Annotated in this window: 13 protein-coding genes; 7 read left to right on the forward strand and 6 right to left on the reverse strand. The window is 65.3% G+C overall.

Features of this window, described 5'->3' with window-relative positions:
* Positions 1–102 precede the first annotated feature (102 nt).
* A complete protein-coding gene (locus tag OH705_RS22415) occupies positions 103–1,623 on the reverse strand; it encodes an aldehyde dehydrogenase family protein (protein ID WP_023631530.1) in 1,521 nt (506 codons plus the stop codon).
* A 267-nt stretch (positions 1,624–1,890) separates the two neighbouring features.
* Here OH705_RS22415 and OH705_RS22420 point away from each other — a divergent pair, with 267 nt between their 5' ends.
* From OH705_RS22420 to OH705_RS22435, 4 genes are all read left to right on the forward strand, one after another.
* Positions 1,891–3,810, forward strand: a complete 1,920-nt coding sequence (locus OH705_RS22420; RefSeq protein ID WP_267303019.1) for a sigma-54-dependent Fis family transcriptional regulator — start codon at positions 1,891–1,893, stop codon at positions 3,808–3,810.
* A 66-nt stretch (positions 3,811–3,876) separates the two neighbouring features.
* Positions 3,877–5,226 (forward strand): UDP-N-acetylmuramate:L-alanyl-gamma-D-glutamyl-meso-diaminopimelate ligase, encoded by a 1,350-nt coding sequence (gene mpl / locus OH705_RS22425; RefSeq protein WP_038707274.1) that lies wholly within the window; start codon positions 3,877–3,879, stop codon positions 5,224–5,226.
* Positions 5,223–5,852 carry a flavin prenyltransferase UbiX gene (gene ubiX, locus OH705_RS22430; RefSeq protein WP_011532009.1) on the forward strand — a complete coding sequence of 210 codons (630 nt, stop codon included), beginning with the start codon at positions 5,223–5,225 and terminating at the stop codon, positions 5,850–5,852. The genes mpl and ubiX overlap by 4 nt, the downstream gene beginning before the upstream one ends.
* Complete coding sequence (locus OH705_RS22435; protein ID WP_038707275.1) at positions 5,849–6,136, forward strand: YceK/YidQ family lipoprotein; 288 nt, start codon at positions 5,849–5,851, stop codon at positions 6,134–6,136. Before ubiX ends, OH705_RS22435 begins: the two co-directional genes overlap by 4 nt.
* Before the next feature lie 102 nt (positions 6,137–6,238).
* Here the strand turns inward: OH705_RS22435 and OH705_RS22440 are convergent, their stop codons facing one another.
* From OH705_RS22440 to OH705_RS22450, 3 genes are all read right to left on the reverse strand, one after another.
* Entirely contained in the window at positions 6,239–6,883 is a 645-nt protein-coding gene (locus OH705_RS22440) for an oxidoreductase (protein ID WP_023631663.1), read from the reverse strand.
* 27 nt (positions 6,884–6,910) lie between these two features.
* Positions 6,911–8,644, reverse strand: a complete 1,734-nt coding sequence (locus tag OH705_RS22445) for a C13 family peptidase (RefSeq protein WP_267303021.1) — start codon at positions 8,642–8,644, stop codon at positions 6,911–6,913.
* Positions 8,645–8,750: 106 nt separating this feature from the next.
* Positions 8,751–9,206 carry a MaoC family dehydratase gene (locus OH705_RS22450; protein WP_023631661.1) on the reverse strand — a complete coding sequence of 152 codons (456 nt, stop codon included), beginning with the start codon at positions 9,204–9,206 and terminating at the stop codon, positions 8,751–8,753.
* 151 nt (positions 9,207–9,357) lie between these two features.
* On the opposite strand from OH705_RS22450, the gene OH705_RS22455 reads away from it, so the two are divergent.
* From OH705_RS22455 to OH705_RS22465, 3 genes are read left to right on the forward strand one after another with little or no spacing between them, the layout of a single operon-like run.
* The gene (locus tag OH705_RS22455; RefSeq protein ID WP_023631660.1) at positions 9,358–9,720 is read left to right on the forward strand and encodes a CidA/LrgA family protein; all 363 of its coding nucleotides are present in this window, start codon (positions 9,358–9,360) and stop codon (positions 9,718–9,720) included.
* Entirely contained in the window at positions 9,717–10,433 is a 717-nt protein-coding gene (locus OH705_RS22460; RefSeq protein ID WP_023631659.1) for an LrgB family protein, read from the forward strand. The genes OH705_RS22455 and OH705_RS22460 overlap by 4 nt, the downstream gene beginning before the upstream one ends.
* Before the next feature lie 9 nt (positions 10,434–10,442).
* Positions 10,443–11,033, forward strand: a complete 591-nt coding sequence (locus OH705_RS22465) for an LON peptidase substrate-binding domain-containing protein (protein WP_023631658.1) — start codon at positions 10,443–10,445, stop codon at positions 11,031–11,033.
* A gap of 46 nt (positions 11,034–11,079) precedes the next feature.
* Here the strand turns inward: OH705_RS22465 and OH705_RS22470 are convergent, their stop codons facing one another.
* Both OH705_RS22470 and OH705_RS22475 read right to left on the reverse strand, forming a co-directional pair.
* Positions 11,080–12,396, reverse strand: coding sequence for a bifunctional DedA family/phosphatase PAP2 family protein (locus OH705_RS22470; protein ID WP_094012291.1), 1,317 nt, complete (start codon positions 12,394–12,396; stop codon positions 11,080–11,082).
* A 3-nt stretch (positions 12,397–12,399) separates the two neighbouring features.
* Positions 12,400–13,092: a DNA-3-methyladenine glycosylase gene (locus OH705_RS22475; protein ID WP_104444558.1), complete on the reverse strand. Its 693-nt coding sequence runs from the start codon at positions 13,090–13,092 to the stop codon at positions 12,400–12,402.
* Positions 13,093–13,203: the final 111 nt, after the last annotated feature.

Consider the following 13,203-nt stretch of genomic DNA (forward strand, 5'->3'; position numbering starts at 1 on the left):
ATTGTGGGTGTGTTTATCTAAACGGGGTTTGGTTGTTCGGCCCCCTGGGGGGGGCAGCCCCGCCCCCTGGGGGGCGGGGGCTGCCCCCGCGATGATTCGTGCTTAGAAGAAGCCCAGCGGGTTGATGTCGTAGCTCACCAGCAGGTTCTTGGTCTGCTGGTAGTGGTCGAGCATCATTTTGTGGGTTTCACGGCCGACGCCGGACTTCTTGTAGCCACCGAACGCGGCATGCGCCGGGTACAGGTGGTAGCAGTTGGTCCACACGCGGCCGGCCTTGATTCCGCGGCCCATGCGATAGGCGCGGTTGATGTCGCGGGTCCACACGCCGGCGCCCAGGCCGAATTCGGTGTCGTTGGCAATCGCCAGGGCCTCGGCTTCGTCCTTGAAGGTGGTGACGCTGACCACCGGGCCGAAGATCTCCTCCTGGAACACGCGCATCTTGTTGTTGCCCTTGAGCAGGGTCGGCTGGATGTAGTAACCGCTGGCCAGCGCGCCTTCGAGCTGCTCCACCTTGCCGCCGGTAAGCAACTCGGCGCCCTCTTCCTGGGCGATCTTGAGGTAGGACTGGATCTTCTCGAACTGCTGCTGCGAGGCCTGGGCGCCGACCATGGTGTCGGTGTCCAGTGGATCGCCGCGCTTGATCTGCAGCACCTTCTTCATCACCACTTCCATGAACTGCGGGTAGATCGATTCCTGCACCAGGGCACGCGACGGGCAGGTGCACACTTCGCCCTGGTTGAAGAAGGCCAGCACCATGCCTTCGGCCGCCTTGTCGATGAAGCTCGGCTCGGCCTGCATGATGTCCTCGAAGTACACGTTCGGCGACTTGCCGCCCAGTTCGACGGTGGAGGGTATGATGTTCTCGGCGGCGCATTTCATGATGTGCGCGCCGACCGGGGTAGAGCCGGTAAAGGCGATCTTGGCAATGCGCTTGCTGGTGGCCAGGGCCTCGCCCGCTTCACGGCCGTAGCCTTGCACCACGTTGAGCACGCCCTTGGGCAGCAGGTCGCCGATCAGTTCCATCAGCACGGTGATGCCCAGTGGAGTCTGTTCGGCGGGCTTGAGTACCACGCAGTTGCCGGCGGCCAGGGCCGGGGCGAGCTTCCAGGCGGCCATCAGCAGTGGGAAGTTCCACGGGATGATCTGCCCGACCACGCCCAGCGGCTCGTGGATGTGGTAGGCCACGGTGGTTTCGTTGATCTCGGCGGCGCCGCCTTCCTGGGCGCGGATGCAGCCGGCGAAGTAGCGGAAGTGATCGACCGCCAGCGGGATGTCGGCGTTGAGGGTTTCGCGGATCGGCTTGCCGTTGTCCCAGGTTTCGGTGATGGCCAGCAGCTCGAGGTTCTGTTCGATGCGGTCGGCGATGCGCAGCAGGACGTTGGAACGGTCCTGCACCGAAGTGCGGCCCCAGGCATCGGCGGCCGCGTGGGCCGCGTCGAGGGCCTTTTCAATGTCTTCGGCGGTGGAGCGGGGGAACTCGGCGATCAGCTTGCCGTTGACCGGGGAGGTGTTCTCGAAATACTGCCCCTTCACCGGCGCCACGAACTCACCACCGATGTAGTTGCCGTAGCGGCTCTTGAAGTTGACCTTCGCGCCTTCGGTGCCGGGATGTGCATAACGCATGATGTGTCTCCTGGTCGTTGTGATTGTTGCGGAGTTACCAAGCGTAGAGCAAAGGTCGGGCCAGCGCCTGGAGGCCCTTGTTTATCAATGACTTGGGTCAAGTGCGGCGCCGCGATTGAAATGACCTGTGCCAGCCTCGGCACGGCCAGGGTGACACTTTGTACCCGTTGCGACACAGGCCGTGACCGCAGGGTCGGTGCAACGTTGCAAAGCGTTCACGCCTGGAGGATGCTGACGGCACGCTCTATCTGCGGAGAACAACAAGAAATGCAGAGCAATCCGTTCAGCCGCCATGCCCAGCAAGTGCTCACGGTCGCCCAGGGCCAGGCCAGCGGGCCGGGCAGCGACCCGTCCATCGCCCGCTCCTGGCTGCGTTGCCTGGAGGACTACCACCTCGACCCCGCGCGGGTCCAGGCACCGGTGGTGCTCGAACACGGCCGCCTGCTGGAGAGCCGCGAGCGCCTGCGCCAGGTGCTGCAGATCGCCGATAACGAGATGAACAGCCTGCACCAGCAGTTGTCCGGTGCCGGGCACGCGGTGCTGCTGACCGATGCTCGCGGGGTGATCCTCAACTGCGTCACCGCGCCCAGCGAGCGGCGCATCTTCGAGCGTGCCGGGCTGTGGCTCGGCGCCGACTGGAGCGAGGCCCGCGAGGGCACCAACGGTATCGGTACCTGCCTGGTCGAGCGCCAAGCCCTGACCATTCACCAGGACGAGCACTTCCGTGGTCGCCATACCGGGCTGACCTGCTCGGCCAGCCCGGTATTCGACCCACACGGCGAGTTGCTGGCGGTACTCGATGTGTCGTCGGCGCGGCCCGATGTCTCGCGCCAGAGCCAGTTCCACACCATGGCGCTGGTCAACCTGTCGGCGAAGATGATCGAGAGCTGCTACTTCCTGCGCCACTTCGAGCAGCAATGGCTACTGCGTTTTCACTTGCAGGCCGAGTCGGTCGGGTTGTTCAGCGAGGGCCTGCTGGCCTTCGATGGCGACGGGCGGATCTGCGCCGCCAACCAGAGTGCTTTGAACCTGTTGGGGACCATCCGCGGCGGAGTGCTGGGCAAGCCATTGGACAGGTTCTTCGCCTGCAGTCACGACGAAATGTTCAGCCGCGCCACTCTCCAGGGCAGCACTGCCTGGCCGCTGCACACCCGCGACGGTCGCCAGGTATTCGCCAGCCTGCGCGGCCAGGCACGGGGGCCGGTGTGGTCGGTGCCGGTGGCCTTGCCCCAGACCGCTGCGCCGGGCATCTGCCTGCTCGATCCGGCCTTGCGCGAGGACTTCCGTCGCGCCGTGCGGGTGTTCGAGCGTGACGTGCCGCTGCTGTTGCGCGGCGAAACCGGTTGCGGCAAGGAGGCTTTTGCCCAGGCGGTGCACCAAGCCAGCGCACGCCGTGACAAGCCGTTCGTGGCGATCAACTGCGCATCGATCCCGGAGAGCCTGATCGAGAGCGAGCTGTTCGGCTATCGCGGTGGCAGCTTCACCGGTGCGCGCAAGGAAGGCATGCGCGGCAAGCTGCTGCAGGCCGATGGCGGCACCTTGCTGCTGGACGAGATCGGCGACATGCCGTTGGCGTTGCAGACTCGCTTGCTGCGGGTACTGGAAGAACGCCAGGTGGTGCCGATCGGTGGTGAGCCGCAGGCGGTGGATGTGCGGATCATCAGCGCCACCCACCGCGACCTGCTGGAACGGGTGGCGCACGGCGGGTTCCGCGAAGACCTCTATTACCGCCTCAATGGCCTGGAGGTGGCCCTGCCGGCGCTGCGCGAGCGCAGCGACAAGGCGCCGCTGCTGGACTTCCTGCTGGCGCAGGAGGCCGAAGGACAGGTCATCGAAATCGAACCGAAAGCACGACAAGCGTTGCTGGACTTTGCCTGGCCAGGGAACGTGCGGCAGTTGCGTAATGTGCTGCGCACGTTGGTGGCGTTGTGCGAGGAGGGGCGGATCGAGTATCCGGACCTCCCGCAAATGGTGCGCAATGTGGGAGTGGGTCCTGCCAGCGCCATCGCGGGGCAGGCTCGCTCCCACGATGGTCGTGTGTGTCTTGGCGATGCCGAACGCCAGGCCTTGCTCAGCGCCCTGGAGGCAAACCACTGGCACATGACCCGCGTCGCCGAGCACCTGAGCATCAGCCGCAATACCTTGTATCGAAAACTGCGCAAACATGGCATAGCCAGGGCCTGCTGAGCGAAACAGCGGGTGCGATTTCCCTCGCCCTGGGCTACCCTGCCTCGACGTTTTGCGAGGTCGATCATGCACATTCATATTCTCGGTATTTGCGGCACTTTCATGGGTTCGCTGGCGGTGCTGGCCAAGGATCTTGGCCACCGTGTCACCGGCTCCGACGCCAACGTGTATCCGCCGATGAGCACCCAGCTCGAAGCCCAGGGCATCGAGCTGACCCAAGGCTACGATCCGGCCCAGCTGGAGCCGGCACCGGATCTGGTGGTGATCGGCAACGCCATGTCGCGGGGCAACCCGGCGGTGGAGTACGTGTTGAACAAGGGCCTGGCGTACGTATCGGGCCCCCAGTGGCTGGCCGACCATGTGCTGCAGGGCCGCTGGGTACTGGCCGTGGCCGGTACCCATGGCAAGACCACTACCAGCAGCATGCTGGCCTGGGTGCTGGAACACGCCGGCATGAGCCCGGGCTTCCTGATCGGCGGCGTGCCGCAGAACTTCTCGGTGTCGGCGCGCCTGGGCGATACGCCGTTCTTCGTGGTAGAAGCCGACGAATACGACAGCGCTTTCTTCGACAAGCGCTCCAAGTTCGTGCACTACCATCCGCGTACTGCGATCCTCAACAATCTCGAGTTCGATCACGCGGACATCTTCCCCGACCTTGCGTCCATCGAGCGGCAGTTCCACCACTTGGTTCGCACCATTCCCAGTGAGGGCCTGGTCATTCACCCGACCACCGAGCAGGCGCTGGAGCGTGTCATCGGCATGGGCTGCTGGACCCCGGTGCAGACCACGGGCGAGGGTGGCCAGTGGCAGGCGCGCCTGCTCAGCGCCGATGGCTCGCGCTTCGAAGTGCTGTTCGAAGGTCAGGCGCAAGGAGTGGTGGATTGGGCGCTGACCGGCCAACACAACGTCGCCAATGCCCTGGCCACCCTGGCTGCCGCCCGCCATGTCGGCGTGGCGCCGGCCATGGGTATCGAAGGCCTGAGCGCCTTCAAGAGCGTCAAACGCCGCATGGAACTGGTTGCCGAGGTTCAGGGCGTGACCATCTATGACGACTTCGCCCACCACCCGACCGCCATCGCCACTACCCTCGATGGCCTGCGCAAGCGCGTAGGCGAGGCGCCGGTGATCGCGGTGATCGAGCCGCGCTCCAACTCCATGAAGCTGGGCGCGCACCGCGACGGCCTGCCGGAAAGCGTCAACGACGCCGACCAGGTCATCTGGTACGCGCCGCCCAACCTGGGCTGGGACCTGGCCGGCACCGCCGCGCAGTGCAAGGTGCCGAGTGTGGTCGCCGACAGCCTCGAGGCGATCATCGAACGGATCAAGGGCCAGGCCCGCCCGGGTACCCATGTGGTGATCATGAGCAACGGCGGCTTCGGCGGTCTGCACGGCAAGCTGGCCGAGGCGCTGAAGTGAGCGGGCCGGAACGCATCACCCTGGCCATGACCGGCGCCTCCGGGGCGCAGTATGGCCTGCGCCTGCTCGATTGCCTGGTGCGCGAGGACCGCGAGGTGCATTTCCTCATCTCCAAGGCCGCGCAACTGGTAATGGCTACAGAGACCGACGTGGTGTTGCCAGCCAAGCCCCAGGCCATGCAGGCGTTCCTGACCGAGTACACCGGCGCGGCCGACGGGCAGATCCGCGTGTATGGCAAGGAGGACTGGATGTCGCCGGTGGCCTCGGGCTCCGGCGCGCCGGCGGCGATGGTGGTGGTGCCGTGTTCCACCGGCACCCTGTCGGCGATTGCCACCGGTGCCTGCAACAACCTGATCGAGCGGGCGGCCGACGTGACCCTCAAGGAGCGTCGTCAGTTGATCCTGGTTCCGCGGGAGGCGCCATTCTCGACCATCCACCTGGAGAACATGCTCAAGCTGTCGCAGATGGGCGCGGTGATCCTGCCGGCGGCACCGGGCTTTTACCACCAGCCGCAGACCATCGACGACCTGGTCGACTTCGTCGTGGCACGCATCCTGAACCTGCTGAATATCCCGCAGGACATGCTGCCGCGCTGGGGCGAGCATCATCATGGGGTCGATGATTGAGGCGGTTTGTGCTGGGGCTGCTGGTGTTGGCCCAGCTCGGTGGCTGCGCCACGGTCCGCACGTTGGATGCCAACAAGCCCGGGGCACCGGTGGTGTATGCCGGGACACGGCTTGACCTGTACGTCATCAACGGTGGGTGCTGTCCAGAAGATCGGTTCGGGGCCGAGGCGCCGGCCTATCCGGGGCTGGACCTTCCTGGGAGCGCGTTGCTCGATACGCTGCTGCTGCCGTTGTCGTTATTGACGGCGGCGGGGGTGGGGTTCAACGCTACCGGTGGGTTGTAACAGCATCGCGGGGCAAGTCGCGGCGGCGAAACGCCGCTCCCACGTCCTTGAGCGATAGCCCGTAGCGTGGGAGCAGGCTTGCCCCGCGATGGGCTTGATGCCTTACTTCTTGCCTAGCTTGCGCAGCTCGTCCGACTCGACCACGCGAATTCCATCCTCCTCCTCCAACGCCAGCCGCCACAGCGCCCGGGCCAGGGTGCAGGCCTCGATGCCGCGGTACTTGCCCGGTATCAGGCGGGCGAAGGGTGCGGCCATGCGCTCACCCAGCCGTGGCTGGATCCGCTCGCCCAGCAATAGCGAAGGCCGCACGATGGTCAATTGCGGCCAATCCTGCTGCTTTAGCGCTTCCTCCATCTCGCCCTTGACCCGGTTGTAGAAGATCGAAGACTTCGGATCGGCGCCGAGCGCGCTGATCACCAGTAGATGGCGGGCGCCCATCTCCCTGGCGCGCTTGCTGAAGGCCACGACCATATCCAGGTCCACGGCGCGGAAGGCCGTTTCAGATCCGGCCTGCTTGAGGGTGGTACCCAGGCAGCAGAACGCTATGTCGACACGGCCAGCCAGTTGCGGGAGAAACATGGCCGGGTCACCCACTGGGTTTTCCAGGTGCGGATGCTCGGCCAGCGGGCGGCGCGTTGGCGCCAGCACGCGGCTGATAGTGGGCTCGTTGAGCAGGCGGTCGAGCAGGTGTTCTCCTGTCAGACCCGTGGCACCGGCAAGCAGGACATGCTGAGGCGTCAGGTACATGGTGTTTCTCCCTCGTTACTACACAGCTTAGTGGGCGCCAGGTGTTTTTGCCTGTTCCTCCGAAGCTGGCTGGGCTTCATTGCGCAAGGCTTGCTCGGCTTGTTGGCGGCGCAGGCGCTGCCAATGGCTGATTACCGCCGGCGGCGCCCAGAGCTGCGGCTCAGAGGCTTCGAAACCTTCCCTTCGTTCTCGTTCGGCAACGCTTTGCCGCGCCAGTTCAAACGCCTGTTTCAGATCGTCGGTCTGGTTCAACGCTTGGGCGAACAGGGCGTCGCCGAAGTAGGTGAAGTCGGCTTCTTCCGAACAGCCGAATGACACCCGGTCTGGCCGGGCGGCGGTCATGACCAGGGTGCGGTCGTCCTTGAGCGGGGCGATGTAGCCACCGGAATAGCAGGCGGAGATGACGATCACCTTGTCGCGGTCCTTCAGCGGGGCGAGGGCGCTGGCCAGCTCGTCGGCGGAGAGGTCGGCCAGTTGCAGGCGTGGTTGGTCGAGCACCAGTTGGTGGTCGTGGCTGCCATGGCTGGTCAGGTAGATGAACACCAGGTCCTCGGGGCCGCTGCGCTCGGCCAAGGTGCGGGCAGCGCGGGTGATGCTCTCGCGGGTGGCCATGGGCCGGTCGGCCAGATGATCGCGATGGTTGACCAAGGTGATCTGGCCGAGGGCGCCGAAACGCACCTTGAGCATATTGCTGACATAGTCGGCCTCACGCAGGAACACACTTTGCTGGCCGTCGCCGGCCACCACAAGGCTGTACAACTGCACGGGTGGGACCGACGCAGGCACCTTGGCCAGCGCATCGGCCAGCAGTTTGCCCTGGCTGAGCAGGGCCAGGTCGAGCGGGTCGGGCAAAAGCTTGCCCTGGGCGTCGCGCACGCGCACGCCGTTGACCCAGGTACCGGCTTCGCTGCGACCGTCCGGGTGGGTCAGCTTGCCACGCCCGTGGTAGGCATCGTCGGCGAAACCGCCGATATACTGGCTACCGTCAGCCAGTTGCAAGGTGCCGGTGCCAGCGAAGCGCCAGTCACGGAAACCGCCCTTGTAGCGGCTGCCATCGCTACCCAGCAGTTCGCCCTGGCCGGCCAGCGATCCGTCCTTGAAGTCGCCGATCCAGACGTCGCCGTCGGCGCTCTCGTAGCGGCCACGGCCCTCGAGGCGATTGTCCTTGAACTCGCCGATGTACTGTTCGCCGTCGGCGCTGTCGTAGGTGCCGGCTCCCTGTAGCTGGCCATCGATGAAGTGCCCGCTGAACTGGTTGCCGCTGGCATCGCTGCGCACCCCGGCACCGTTCGGTTTGCCCTTGGCGAACAGGCCCTGGTAACGGCTGCCGTCAGCCAGCTCCAGTAGCCCCGCGCCATCGTACTGGTCGTCCTTGAACTGGCCGCGGTAGGTCTGGTCGTTTTGCTTGAGGGTGCCTTCGCCATCGCGGCGGCCATGCTTGAAGGTGCCGGCGTAGTGGCTGCCGGGCGTGGTCAGGTCACCCAGGCCCTGGAACAGGCCTTCACTGAACTGGCCACGGTAGACCTCGCCGTTGCTGCCATGCCACTCACCCTGGCCGTGCCATTGGCCATCCTTGAAGCTGCCGGCGTACCAGCTGCCGTTGGGATAGTCGATGCGCCCCTCGCCCTGTAGCAGGCCATTCACCACCTGGCCACGGTAGCGGCCGCCATCGGGCAGGCGCGCGTCCGGCGGAGACAGGGATTCGCCTTCGCCACAGGCGGCGAGCAGCAGGATCAGGGTCAGGGGGAGCAGGGGGCGCATGGCGGCTTCCGCGGAAAACGATGCGCCGAGTATGCCGCAGAATACGCCAGGCCGTGAATTGGGGCGCTGCGCGCCCCGTGCGTCTGCTCCAGGCGCGGCGTGGTGGTCAGACGAAGCAGAGTGACAGTGGTTCGGCGATGTAGGCCGGTTTCTCTTCGCCTTCGATTTCAAGGGTTACCGTGGCCTTGAGCAGCCATTGCCCGGGCTTTTTCTCGGTGGCGTCGGTCAAGTCGACCTTGAGTCGTACCTGGCTGTCGACCTTCACCGGCTGGATGAAGCGCACGCTGTCCAGGCCATAGTTGACCACCATCTTCAACCCCTCGGGCAGCACGAGGATGTCCTCCATCAACTTGGGGATCAGCGACAGGGTAAGGAAACCATGGGCGATAGTGCTGCCGAACGGGGTCTTGGCCGCTTTCACAGGATCGACATGGATGAACTGGAAATCGCCGGTGGCTTCGGCGAACAGGTTGATGCGTTCTTGGTCGATCTTCAGCCATTGGGAACGGCCCAGCTCCTTGCCAACGTACTGCGAAAGCTCTGTAACGGGTACATAGGGCATCGCGACATCTCCAGATTGTCATTTGGTACGAATGTTCAAGATCAGCACGCAGCACCGTTTCAGTCAAGTTGCCCGCTTTTCGCCGAATATCGCCTTATAGGCAATTGCTTAGCGTGCTTATAATGACCGCCATGTTCTGACGGAGGTCCCTATGCTGTTGCGTGGTCTGACCTGGCTGGTGCTGTTCCAGTTGCTGGGAACGGCGATCAACCATTTGTTCCTGCACATCCTGCCCGGGCCCATCATCGGCCTGTTGCTGCTGCTGGTGTTCCTGATGGTTCGTGGCGAAGTCGGCCAGCCGCTCAACGAGGCCGCCGGCAGCCTGCTGCGCTACCTGCCGTTGCTGCTGGTGCCGCCGGCGGTGGGGGTGATGGTCTATGCCAGGGACATCGCCGCCGACTTCTGGGCGATCGTCGGGGCGCTGTTGATCTCTTGCCTGGCGACCCTGGTGTTCGTGGGGGTGCTGATGCAGAGACTGATCCACCGCCAGGGCAAGCAAGAGGAGCAGCCATGACTCTCGATTGGCACGGCGCGCTCGACGCGGTCATCCACCATCCCCTGTTCGGCATCGGCATCACGCTGGCCGCCTACCAGCTGGTGCTGGCAGGGTATGAAAAGACCCGCTGGATCTTCCTGCAACCGGTGCTGGTGTCGATGCTGGTGGTGATCGGCATCCTGCTTGTCTGCGGCATCGACTACGCCGAGTACCGCAAGAGCACCGAGATCATGAACATCCTCCTGGGCCCGGCCACCGTGGCCCTGGCGGTGCCGCTCTACCTGAACCTGCGGCGGATCCGTCAGCTGTTCTGGCCGACATTTACTACGCTGGTAGTCGGAGGCCTGTTCGCCACCGTGGCATGCCTGGCGCTGGGCTGGTGGTTTGGCGCCGAGCACATGATCCTGATGACCATGGCGCCGAAGTCGGTCACCTCGCCGATCGCCATGCTGGTGGCCGAGCAGATTGGTGGTGTGGCGGCCCTCGCTGCGGTGTTCGTGCTGATCACCGGGGTGATCGGCGCGATCTTCGGCCCGGCGCTGCTGAGCCGCTTCGGCGTGCTCAGCCCCGAGGCCCGGGGCATGGCGCTGGGCGTCACCGCTCACGCGGTGGGCACGTCGGTGGCCTTGCAGGAAAGTGACGAATGCGGCGCCTTCGCCGCGCTGGCGATGAGCCTTATGGGGGTGGCCACGGCGGTGTTCCTGCCGTTGGCGGTCAGCCTGGTGGCTTGAGGAATCGAGATGACATTACCGCTGTTTCCCCTCAATACCGTGCTTTTCCCCGGTTGCCTGCTCGATCTGCAGATCTTCGAGGCGCGCTACCTGGACATGATCGGCCGTTGCATGAAGCAGGGTGAAGGCTTCGGCGTGGTATGCATCCTGGAAGGCGAGCAGGTGGGCAAGGCGGCGCCGGTAGTGGCGTCGGTCGGCTGCGAGGCACTGATCCGCGACTTCGTGCAGCAGGACAACGGCCTGTTGGGTATTCGCGTCGAAGGCGTGCGGCGTTTTCGTGTCGAGAGTACCGAGGTGCAGAAGGACCAGTTGATGATCGGCGAGGTGCAGTGGCTGTCGGAGCTGGCGGACGGACCGCTGCAGGAGCAGGACGATGACCTGCTGGCGCTGCTGCTGGCCCTGGGCGAGCACCCGATGGTCGAGGCGCTGGACATGCCGCGGGATGTCGACGGGCGACAGGCGTTGGCCAACCAGTTGGCCTACCTGTTGCCGTTCGTGGAAGAGGACAAGCTCGACCTGCTGGCCATCGACTCGCCGCAGTTGAGGCTGGAAGCGATCCAGGCATTGCTGGAGCGGATCCAGGGCGAGTTGTTCGCCTGAACCATCCAGGCCCGCTCCGATGGAGCGGGTTGCCCAGTGATGGCCGTCAGTATTGGTAGCGCAGCAACGCCTTGGGCAGCGCGTGCAGGGCAAAGAATGTCAGCAACGCGATGCACGCTGGCAATACCAGCCACCATACCCGCTGCGGCAGCGCGGTGAGTGGCTGGCGATATTGCACCAGGGTCAGGCTCAGCGCGCACACGCAGCATGCCAGCAGCGCGCCGGCGAGGATATCGGTCGGCCAGTGCGCGCCCAAGTATACCCGCGACAGCGCGATGGCCAGGGCCGGAATGCATCCCAGCAGCACCCAGGTCAGGCGCATGCGCGGCGGCTGGCCACGCCCGGCCAGCACCGCCAGCACCAGGAAGAAGGCGAACGATGCCGAGCTATGCCCGCTGGGCATGCTGTAGCTGGTCAGCGGGTCGGTCAGCACCTCGGGGCGGGCGCGGGCGAACAACCATTTCAGCGTGCCGTTGGCCAGGGCTGTGCCGATCAGCGTCGCGCCGGCGAACAGCGCATGGCGCCATTGCCGGGCCAGCAGCAGCAGGCCCGTGAGCAAGCCGCCGAGGAAGAACTGGGTGCGGAAGTCGCCCAGGCGGGTGATCACCACCACGGCGCCGTCGATGGCCTGGCTGCGGTGCTCCTGGACCAGGGTCATGACGCCCTGGTCGAATTCGCTCAAGTAGCGCCAGCCGATGAACAGCGCGGCTACCGCCAGGCCGCTCAGGGCAGCGATCAGGCGGGTGCCGTGACGCTGATCGCGGATGCTGGTGCTCAGGCTCAGGCCGATCAGCACCGCCAGGGTGCCCATGACAATCCCCGCGTCCAGCCAGAAGCCTTCCGGCAGTGGCAGGCGCATCGCCGCGCCGGTGGCCCAGCCGGGCAGCAGGTAGGCCACCGACCAGCCGGCGCCGGCCACCAGGCTAACGGCGATGAAGCGCGGCAGGGGCATGTCGAACATGCCGGCGACCATCGGCAGCATGGGCCGCAGCGGGCCGATGAAGCGGCCAACCAGCAGGCTTGCTATACCATAGCGCTGGAAGTACGCCTCGGCGCTGCCGATCCACTCCGGGTGGCTGCGCAGCAACGGCAGGCGGCGGATGTTCTGGTGGAAGTACTTGCCGATGGCGTAGGAGATCGCGTCGCCGAGCATGCCGCCGAGGAAACCCAGCAATAGGGTTTCGCCCAGGCTGAAGGTGCCGCTGCCAGCCAGCACGGCGACCGCGAACAACAGTACGGTGCCGGGCACGATGATGCCGGCGATGGCCAGGCATTCGACGCAGGCCACGAGGAAGATTGCCAGGCCCAGCCACTGAGGGTTGGCGCCAAGCCAGGTGGTCAGGCTGTCCAGCCATTGGCCCATGGTTCAGTTTCCTTGTTCAAGCATGAAGAAGTCTTGCCCTTCGACCTGGCCGCGTCGCAGCGGGTTTCGGGTGCAGTGGCGGGCGTAATCGGCATCGACGAAGCGGTAGGGCAAATGTTCGTCGCGGCCATGGGGTATGCCCAGGCGGGTGGTCTGGATCACCCGGGGGACCGCGATGCCGCAATCCTCGACGTACAGGCGCTCGGGGTCGAAACGCCGGGCATCCCAGTGCGGCACCTTCAGGCCCATGGCGCGGCACAGCAGGGTCTGGCCGTTGCACAGGCGTTCGGGCGGGCGCAGGTTGCCGCTGGCGTCGGGGTTGTTCAGTTGCATCCGGGCCAGGCTGTTGGCATCAGAGATGGTGTCGATCCAGGGGTAGGCGGACTTGATCAGCACCGCGTTGCCCGGGCCCTGGGCGCTGAAGTTCAGTGAGTCGCCGCCGCGGGCGTAGTACATGTAGATATGCCCGCCATCGAGGAACAGCGCCTTGCGCTTCTCGGTGAAACCCAGGGACGCATGGCTGCCCTTGTCGGTGAGGTAGTAGGCCTCGGTTTCGATGATGCGCGCCGCCAGCCATAGGTCGCCCTGGCGGTGACGGATGACCTTGCCCAGCAGGTCGCGGGCGAGGGTCTGCGCATCGCGATCGAAGAAACTGTCGGGCAGGGCGCGGGCCGGGCAGGGGGCTGGGGCGGACATACGGGCGGTTCGTGGCTGTGAAGGCGGGGATGATAGCAATGAATGGCTTAATCGAGGCTGAATCAAGTTGACGCTGTCGCGGGGCAAGCCCGCTCCCACGGAAATGGCTGC

The sequence above is a fragment of the Pseudomonas sp. BJa3 genome (assembly GCF_026343815.1).
GTDB lineage: Bacteria > Pseudomonadota > Gammaproteobacteria > Pseudomonadales > Pseudomonadaceae > Aquipseudomonas > Aquipseudomonas soli.

Excerpts from the sequence above, each read along its gene's own strand:
- OH705_RS22440 (WP_023631663.1), bottom strand. The coding sequence starts at position 6,883 with ATGTACCTGACGCCTCAGCATGTCCTGCTTGCCGGTGCCACGGGTCTG.
- mpl (WP_038707274.1), top strand. The coding sequence starts at position 3,877 with ATGCACATTCATATTCTCGGTATTTGCGGCACTTTCATGGGTTCGCTG.
- OH705_RS22455 (WP_023631660.1), top strand. The coding sequence starts at position 9,358 with ATGCTGTTGCGTGGTCTGACCTGGCTGGTGCTGTTCCAGTTGCTGGGA.
- OH705_RS22420 (WP_267303019.1), top strand. The coding sequence starts at position 1,891 with ATGCAGAGCAATCCGTTCAGCCGCCATGCCCAGCAAGTGCTCACGGTC.
- OH705_RS22465 (WP_023631658.1), top strand. The coding sequence starts at position 10,443 with ATGACATTACCGCTGTTTCCCCTCAATACCGTGCTTTTCCCCGGTTGC.
- OH705_RS22415 (WP_023631530.1), bottom strand. The coding sequence starts at position 1,623 with ATGCGTTATGCACATCCCGGCACCGAAGGCGCGAAGGTCAACTTCAAG.
- OH705_RS22460 (WP_023631659.1), top strand. The coding sequence starts at position 9,717 with ATGACTCTCGATTGGCACGGCGCGCTCGACGCGGTCATCCACCATCCC.
- OH705_RS22470 (WP_094012291.1), bottom strand. The coding sequence starts at position 12,396 with ATGGGCCAATGGCTGGACAGCCTGACCACCTGGCTTGGCGCCAACCCT.
- OH705_RS22450 (WP_023631661.1), bottom strand. The coding sequence starts at position 9,206 with ATGCCCTATGTACCCGTTACAGAGCTTTCGCAGTACGTTGGCAAGGAG.
- OH705_RS22445 (WP_267303021.1), bottom strand. The coding sequence starts at position 8,644 with ATGCGCCCCCTGCTCCCCCTGACCCTGATCCTGCTGCTCGCCGCCTGT.
- OH705_RS22475 (WP_104444558.1), bottom strand. The coding sequence starts at position 13,092 with ATGTCCGCCCCAGCCCCCTGCCCGGCCCGCGCCCTGCCCGACAGTTTC.